This window comes from Vibrio sp. 10N.222.55.C6 (assembly GCF_041473395.1).
Taxonomy (GTDB): domain Bacteria; phylum Pseudomonadota; class Gammaproteobacteria; order Enterobacterales; family Vibrionaceae; genus Vibrio; species Vibrio crassostreae_C.
Genome location: NZ_JBFRSD010000124.1, coordinates 1 through 776, shown reverse-complemented (window position 1 = coordinate 776; position 776 = coordinate 1). Strand labels below are relative to the sequence as shown.

At 39.4% G+C, this 776-nt stretch carries 1 pseudogene; it reads left to right on the top strand.

The window, feature by feature from the left end:
- Positions 1-776 (top strand): annotated as a pseudogene (locus AB4486_RS22845) (helicase); the annotation flags it as partial.

Here is a 776-nt window from a genome sequence, read left to right as displayed (position 1 = left end):
AGGTCGTTCAACGCTTAATTATTCAATTAGTGGTCCTTTTATTAGGTTTGGAAAAGAGGCAGAGTATTTGTTAACACCATCACAGTTGATGGTGTTTGAGGCAAAAAATCTTCATCAAAACTCCGAAAAGTCTGAGTACGATAATTTGCTTTTTCTTCATGCTCTTCAAGAAGCGCAATACCAAGGCTGTCGGTTAAAGTTAAAACATTTTGATAAATTAAGAATTTTAACGCCTAGCTCAGTGACAGTAGATGTGCAGCTTAACGCTAATGGGGACCTTATATTAACGCCTAATATGGGGCAACATGCTAGCCATGAAGCTATCCAGAGGGTGCTAGGTCAATTACAAAGTGATAGTTCGGTTTCTCTTAAAGTAGGAGATGAGATAGTACTTTTTTCTGAGGAAAAACTGAAAGCTGTCAAAGAAGTTATCAGCAATAGGGTTGTACCAAAAAGCCAGGTTAAAGCATTTTTGGAAAATCCCACTGCATTTATTGACGCGAGCTTAGTTGACCTTGATTTAGGGTTTTCTTTAAGGGTTCGTGGTGCAACGGCATTTAAGCATGCCTATTTTGGGGAGACGGATGAATCCGGTATTGATTGGTTTGGTACTTCATTAACAACAGAGGCCATTTATCCAATATCAAAGCTCATTGATGCAATTGATGACAGGCCCGCTTTATTAGAAGTAAGCAAAAAACTCGATGACGCTCAACATACCGGAGCTACAGTTTTTGATTACGAAGGGAAGTCGTATGACATTGGTGATCGTGAGG